9 protein-coding genes and 1 riboswitch are annotated in these 6,740 nt (G+C 59.3%); of the genes, 8 read left to right on the plus strand and 1 reads right to left on the minus strand.

All coding sequences use genetic code 11. The features are described 5' to 3' along the window. Positions 1-8: 8 nt before the first annotated feature. Positions 9-254 carry a FeoA family protein gene (locus ACUVTA_RS05360; RefSeq protein WP_445951944.1) on the minus strand — a complete coding sequence of 82 codons (246 nt, stop codon included), beginning with the start codon at positions 252-254 and terminating at the stop codon, positions 9-11. Positions 255-603: 349 nt separating this feature from the next. On the opposite strand from ACUVTA_RS05360, the gene ACUVTA_RS05365 reads away from it, so the two are divergent. The 8 genes from ACUVTA_RS05365 to ACUVTA_RS05400 all read left to right on the plus strand — a co-directional run bounded on the left by ACUVTA_RS05365 (position 604) and on the right by ACUVTA_RS05400 (position 6,581). Further along, positions 604-1,101, plus strand: a complete 498-nt coding sequence (locus ACUVTA_RS05365; protein ID WP_445951945.1) for a radical SAM protein — start codon at positions 604-606, stop codon at positions 1,099-1,101. 385 nt (positions 1,102-1,486) lie between these two features. After that, positions 1,487-1,789 (plus strand): FmdB family zinc ribbon protein, encoded by a 303-nt coding sequence (locus ACUVTA_RS05370; protein WP_445951946.1) that lies wholly within the window; start codon positions 1,487-1,489, stop codon positions 1,787-1,789. Between the two features lie 124 nt (positions 1,790-1,913). Further along, positions 1,914-2,297, plus strand: a complete 384-nt coding sequence (locus ACUVTA_RS05375; RefSeq protein ID WP_445951947.1) for a DsrE family protein — start codon at positions 1,914-1,916, stop codon at positions 2,295-2,297. Positions 2,298-2,406: 109 nt separating this feature from the next. Further along, positions 2,407-3,168 carry a TatD family hydrolase gene (locus ACUVTA_RS05380; protein WP_445951948.1) on the plus strand — a complete coding sequence of 254 codons (762 nt, stop codon included), beginning with the start codon at positions 2,407-2,409 and terminating at the stop codon, positions 3,166-3,168. A gap of 91 nt (positions 3,169-3,259) precedes the next feature. Then, a riboswitch (Fluoride riboswitch) is annotated at positions 3,260-3,316 on the plus strand. A 38-nt stretch (positions 3,317-3,354) separates the two neighbouring features. Then, positions 3,355-4,548 (plus strand): cation:proton antiporter, encoded by a 1,194-nt coding sequence (locus tag ACUVTA_RS05385; RefSeq protein WP_445951949.1) that lies wholly within the window; start codon positions 3,355-3,357, stop codon positions 4,546-4,548. A 2-nt stretch (positions 4,549-4,550) separates the two neighbouring features. Next, a complete protein-coding gene (locus tag ACUVTA_RS05390; RefSeq protein WP_445951950.1) occupies positions 4,551-4,988 on the plus strand; it encodes a universal stress protein in 438 nt (145 codons plus the stop codon). A gap of 35 nt (positions 4,989-5,023) precedes the next feature. Beyond that, positions 5,024-5,413 carry a HEAT repeat domain-containing protein gene (locus tag ACUVTA_RS05395; RefSeq protein WP_445951951.1) on the plus strand — a complete coding sequence of 130 codons (390 nt, stop codon included), beginning with the start codon at positions 5,024-5,026 and terminating at the stop codon, positions 5,411-5,413. Between the two features lie 7 nt (positions 5,414-5,420). Next, positions 5,421-6,581 carry an MFS transporter gene (locus tag ACUVTA_RS05400; protein ID WP_445951952.1) on the plus strand — a complete coding sequence of 387 codons (1,161 nt, stop codon included), beginning with the start codon at positions 5,421-5,423 and terminating at the stop codon, positions 6,579-6,581. The last annotated feature ends 159 nt before the right edge of the window (positions 6,582-6,740 follow it).

The following is a 6,740-nucleotide window of genomic DNA, read 5'->3' on the forward strand; positions in this document are numbered from 1 at the left end:
CAAGAGCTTCACCCCCGCTCCACCTCCACAAAGATCTTCGCGGCTTCGCTCTTCCGGAGCGTCAGGAGATGTCCCTTCACCTTCACCGCGACCGGGTCGCCCAAAGGGGCCACGCCTTCGACCGCCACCTCCCCGCCCGGGATCACCCCCATCGCCAACAGCCGCTGGCGTAGGCTCCCGGCAGCCTCCACCCGCGCGATCCTCCCGGCTGCTCCTACCGGGAGCGCACTCAACCGCTGGATAACTTTTTCCATAGCTCCACCCCTTAACCTAAAGGTAGGCAAACTGAAGATTGTTAGGTATACCTAACTATAAGTTAGAATAGCATACAAACGCCGCCGCGGCAAATACCACTTAAGACCGCCTGCGTTGGCCTTATTAAAAAAAACAATACATAGCCTGGTCAAAAACGTTGACACAATGTAATACGGGGCGTTACCATTGTAATGAACATACGACCGTAATAATCTGTTGGCGTAACCAAACAGAGAGAAACTATCCCTGGCAAAAGAGGAACCGCAGGAGGGATTACCGCTCGTTTCCGGGCGCGTTTTCGGTCCTGTTTTCTCGCGCCGGCTGGGCAAATCGCTCGGTGTGGACCTGGTGCCGTTTAAAACCTGCACCTACGACTGCATCTACTGCCAGCTCGGCCGGACCACCCGCAAAACGCTTGAGCGGCAGGCGTTTTTCCCGGTGGAAGCGGTGCTGAGCGAGGTGGAGGCGAAACTTGCCGCCGGACCACAACCCGATTACATTACCCTTTCCGGTTCGGGTGAGCCGACGCTCTACAGCGAAACCGCGGCGGTCATCGCCGGACTGAAAAAACTCACGCCGCTCCCGGTGGCCGTGCTGACCAACGGCTCGCTCCTCTACCAGACAGAGGTGCGGCGCGCCCTGTTGCAAGCAGACGTGGTGCTGCCTTCCCTCGACGCCGGGGACGCCGACCTTTTTAACTACGTGAACCGGCCCCACCCCACCCTCTGCTTCCACCAAGTAGCCGAAGGGCTAATTCGTTTCCGTGAGGAATACCGGGGGCGCTTTGGCTCGAGGTCTTCCTGCTTGGCGGCGTCACCGCTATCGAAAGCGAGGTTCGCAAGTTAGCCGGGTGGATAGAGATGATAAAACCGGATAAAATCCAGGTGAATACCGTAACCCGCCCGCCCGCGGAGGAGTTTGCTTTTGCCGTACCACAAAGCGAATTACGCCGGCTCGCCGCTGGCCTCGGCAAAAACGCGGCAGTAATTGCGCCGTACCGCGAGGCCGCCGTAGCGAAAAAGCCTGGCCCCAGGAGCACGAGCTCCTGAATGTCCTTACACGGCGCCCCGTTACTCTAGAGAAAATCGCCGCCGGACTAGGGATTCTCCCCACCGAGGCGGCAAAGCGGGTCCAGGAACTTCTCACGGCCGGAAAAATCAAATTCCAAAAGCAGGCCGGCACCATTTATTACCTGCTGGCCGACCAGTCCCCCTTAAAAAGGGGGAGAAGATTGCCCACCTATGATTACCGGTGCGAAAGCTGCGGTCACGTTTGGGAGGTACGCTTGAACCAGGGAGACACGCCGCCCCAGAGCTGCCCGCGCTGCGGGAGCAAGGAACTCCAAAGGCTCTTCCCTGCGCCCCACGTGGCGAAAGGCGGCAGCCGGCCCGCGGGACAGACGTGCTGCGGCCGGGAAGAGCGGTGCGCCACGCCCCCCGTGCGCCACCGAAGGTGGCTGCCGGAAAAACTGACGGCGGGCGCGCCTCCACTGGCGTGCGTCGCGGATGATCTCTGGCGCGGATTTGCGAAATAAAGTAGCTTGTACCACTTGCAAGATAGCGCTATTGGGCGTATAATCGCTAACACCTAATGTTACGCAATTGTAATAGTTCCCCGTCGCCGCGAGACCAAAAACACAAAACAAAGGGGTGTTAAGAATGAACCGGCTGAAAGTTCTCTTCCACATCGACGAATCCAACCGGTGGCAAAGGGTACTCGTAAACACCACCAATTTCTTGAACGACGTAGGGCAAGGAAACGCCGCGGTCGAAGTAGTAGCCAACGGTGAGGCGGTTTCCGTTTCCAGGAGCAGTTGTCTTCCAACCGGAAGCGGCCAGTGCTGCAGCCCGGTTACCGGATCACTGAGGGAGCAGAGGAAGAAGTTGTCAGAGGCAGGGGTGAACTTCGCCGCGTGCCGAAACGCTCTTAAGGCGCAGTCTATCGACGAAGGGAGCCTCCCCGATTTCGTAACGGTCGTGCCGGCCGGGATAACCGAGATTACCAGAAGACAAGCTGAAGGGTACGCCTACATCAAGCCCTGACCATACACTTGGGGGAAAGGGAGGTTTTCCACTTCCCCTTCAACAGTAGAAGATGCGACTCCAAAAAGGAAGACCCGACACAGCACAGCAAAAGGGGGGAAAATTCCTTATGGGAGGAATTATAGATTCTCACACGCACGTTTCGTTGCTTCCGTACGAAGGGCTGGAAAACATGGCTCTGGCCGGCGTCAAAAAGATTATCGGCTGCTCCATATTTTTCGGGGCCAAACATGCAGAAACACTCTTTGACCACTTCCACCAAATGTTAACCCTCTCGGCGAAGATTGCTGCCGAAAACGGCATCAAGCTTTTTGTCGCGGTCGGCATTCACCCCATGGGGACACCGGAAGACTGGCCCAGGGTGATCGACGTCCTCCCAGACTACCTGCAGATGAATGACGTTATCGGTTTAGGAGAAATCGGCCTGCATGAAGGGAGCCCGCGGGAACAGGAGGTACTTAAAGAGCAATTGAAGGTAGCCAAGGAATACAGGGTGCCGGTAATCCTTCATACCCCGCCACAGAACAGAGTGGAAATAACCAACAAGATGATTGAAATTGCCGCTGCCGTCGGGATGGAACCCGGAAAAGTGATCATCGACCACGCTAATTTGGACATTATTGACTTAATCGAAGACTTTGGGGCCGTTCCCGGGCTCACCATTCGCCAAGAAGGGCTCACGCCCCACCTGCTGCTGAATCACCTGGAACGCTTTCAACGAGGGGTACTGAACAGCGACTACAGCAACGTCAAACCCAACGATCCCCTGAGCGTCCCGAAGGCCGTGCGGTATTTAAAGCTCAACGGGGCTCCCCCGGAAATTATTGCCCGGATCGCGAAACATAACGCTGAGGAAGTTTTCGGTATTTAGAAAAAAAACATGCAAACTCCTTTCAACCCCCTTGACACGCCCCCTGCCGCCGGATAAAATTGTCTTCAGTGTTACGTAAAGGTAACTCCTTCGTAACACTGGCGATGGGGTTCGCCTAACGCGGGATGCTAATGACCCCTGGGTCTTTTGCCAGGGGTCACTTTATTTTCTAAACGGGGGAAAACCATGGATTTGTGGCTGCAGGCAACGATATGGATGGGCTTAGCCTTCTTGGCCGCGCTAATCTCAATCAGGCTCGGCGTCTCCGTGGCGATGGTGGAGATCTTCGTCGGTGCCTTGGGCGGCAACTTCTTAAGCGTCCACCCCACACCCTGGATCAACGCTTTAGCCGCCGTCGGCAGCGTGGTCCTCACCTTTTTAGCCGGTGCCGAGGTGAAACCGGCGGTACTCAAACAACGCTGGAAGGAAAGCCTCTCCCTCGGGTTTGTCGGCTTTCTCTTTCCTTTCTTAGCGGCGATGGCCTACGCTTATTACGTGGCCGGTTGGAGCCCGGCAGGGGCAAAGATCGCCGGTATTGCTCTCTCCACCACCTCGGTGGCGATCGTCTACGCGGTGATGGTGGAAACCGGGCTCAACCAGACCGAGCTCGGCAAGATCATCCTGGCCGCCTGTTTTGTTAACGACCTGGGCACGGTGTTAGCACTCGGTGCACTTTTTGCCAATTACAACCTATGGCTGATAGTCTTCGCGCTGGCCCTGGCGGTAGCCCTCCCGCTACTTGCGCCCCTTTCCCGGAAGGTCTTTCGGGACTTATCCGACCGGGTAAGCGAGCCCGAAACAAAGTTTTTCTTCCTGGCCCTCTTCGGCTTGGGCGCCCTGGCCGTTAAAGCAAACAGCGAGGCGGTGCTACCGGCCTGCTTGGTAGGGCTCGTAGTAGCCACCGTTCTGGCCGGGCAGAAAGAGTTTGTGCGCCGCTTGCGGGGCCTGGCCTTCGCCTTCCTCACGCCCTTCTACTTCCCGAAGGCCGGTGCGCTCGTCTCCTTCAAGGCCCTGTGGGTAGGGCTCGGTTTGATTATCGTCCTGCTACTGGTAAAAATGGCCGCCAAGCTTATCGGCGTCTGGCCGCTCACCGCCGCCTTCCGGTTCGGCAAGAACGACGGGATTTACACGACCCTTCTTATGTCCACGGGACTCACCTTCGGCACCATCTCCGCGCTCTTCGGACTCACCCACGGCTACATTGACCGGCAGCAGTATTCCGTGCTGGTAACCGTGGTTATCCTAAGCGGGGTAATTCCCACGCTGATCGCCCAGGCCTTCTTTAAGCCGGAAGGTAAGCTGAAGGAACAAGCGCCTGCGGTGGCCGCCGTTCCTATAAAGGAAACCTTGCCGCCACGGGCAAATGAAGGAGGCAAATGAAGGTGTTTGCAAAAATTATCGTGGCTTTCGATGCCTCGCCCCAGTCCTTTGCGGCACTGCGGGCCGCACTGGAAATCGCGCAGAAATTTGGGGCCAACGTGACTACAGTCTCTGTAGTGTGGCTGCCGGAGTATGTCAGCACCCTCGACGAGGTGGACGAAAACATCCAGCGGGCGCGCCAGTACTACGAGCAGCCGCTCCGGCAGGCCGCCTCCCTGGCCGCGGAAAAGGGCGTGGAACTGAAGTCGGAAGTGCTTTACGGCCACACCGGCGAGCGGCTGGTGGAGTTCGCCGCCGCCATAGAGGCAGACCTGATCGTTACCGGGGCGCGGGGACTGGGCGGCGTCAAGCGCTATCTCTTGGGCAGCGTCTCCAACTACCTGGTAAACCATGCGCCCTGCCCGGTGCTGGTCATCCGGGATAAGGAATTAGGCACGTAAGAAACGGCACCACCCCTACCGGAGGGACTGGCGCGGTGCCGCTCACCTACTTCTGCCAAAAGTGCTGGCGGGAGGTCCCGGCCGGCGCCCGCGGCCCCTGCCCCCATTGTGGTGCACTCCTGGAGGATAACGCCAGTTATGTGGAGAAGCTCATCCGGGCGCTTGACGCGCCTGAAGCCATGACGACCCTCCGGGCCGCCTACCTTCTGGGCAAGCTCAAAGCGGCCGCCGCGGTGCCTGCGCTCGTGGCTAAACTGAAGGAAAGCCCGGACCCTTACCTGGTAGCCGCCGCCTGCGCGGCGCTGGGCCAGATCGGCACGCCGGAGGCAAGAGAAGCCGTCTGCGCTGCCCGCAACCACCGCTTCGCTACCGTCCGGCGGGTAGCGGCGGAATACTGCCCCCGCGGGGAGGAAAGCGACGTTTAATATCATTCTGCTTGGCCTCGTCAGTTTTCTCACCGACGTCAGCTCCGAGATGGTCTATCCCTTAGTCCCGCTCTTCCTCACCCTCCAACTCGGGGCCACGCCAGCCATCGTCGGTGTGATCGAAGGTCTGGCGGAGAGCACTGCCAGCCTGCTGAAAGTTTTTTCGGGCTATTGGTCCGACCGCGCCGGACAGCGCAAGCCGCTCGCCATCGCCGGTTATACTCTTTCCACCCTCGGCAAAGGCTTTTTTTACTTTGCCACCTCCTGGAGCTGGGTTTTAGCCGGGCGCCTTGCTGACCGCTTCGGCAAGGGTGTACGCACCGCGCCCCGGGATGCCCTCATCGCTGACTCGAGTGACCCGCGCGCCTACGGCTTATCCTTTGGGCTGCACCGGGCGATGGACACCTGCGGCGCCGTCGCGGGAGTAGCGGTAGCCTATCTCTTTCTCCGGCATGCACCGGCCGATTTTCGCCCCGTCTTCCTTTACGCCGTCATTCCCGCGGCCCTCGGCGTGGTTCTTCTTTTCTTCGTCCGGGAGAAGCGCGACCGACGTTCCCGGACCACCCCGCGCCTTAGCCTCAACTGGCGCGAACTCGACCCGCGGCTTAAGGCCTTCTTGGTGGTGGTTTTCCTTTTCACCCTCGGCAACTCCTCCAACCAGTTCCTGCTCCTGCGGGCTCAGAATATGGGCTTCTTCGTGCGGGAAGTCCTCCTGCTCTATCTCGCCTATATCAGCATCTACGGGCTATTTGCCTATCCGGCCGGCCGCCTCTCCGACCGGGTCGGCCGGCGGCGCCTTCTTGTCTGGGGTTACCTTACCTACGGCTTGGTTTACTTGGGCTTCGCCCTCGCCCGACAGCCAGAAACCCTGTGGCCGCTCTTCGCCGCTTACGGCCTCTACTCAGCGGCCACCGAAGGCGTAGAGAAGGCCCTCGTCGCCGAGATCGCCCCGGAACACCAGCGGGGCACGCTCATCGGGCTGCACGCCACCCTAGTGGGCATCGGGCTCCTTCCGGCGTCGCTTTTCGCCGGTTTTCTCTGGAAAGTACTTAGCCCCGCGGCGCCCTTCTACTTCGGCGGCGCGATGGGGGCCTTGACCGCCGTGGCCCTGGCCGCAGTCCTGCGCCGACCGGCCCAAAGTAGTGCCGGCGGAAAGAACGTCAAGTAAACTCCGGCGCGAACAGGTCAAAGGAGGGGACTATGAGCACCAACCCGTTCCGCGAAGTGACGACCCGGATAGTTAACTACATCGAAAGCTGCCGGGTGGAGGGTGGCGGCTACTACTTCGCCCGCATCCCGCCCGGAAGCCCGCACGATACCTTTTACG

The organism is Thermodesulfitimonas sp. (assembly GCF_052743955.1).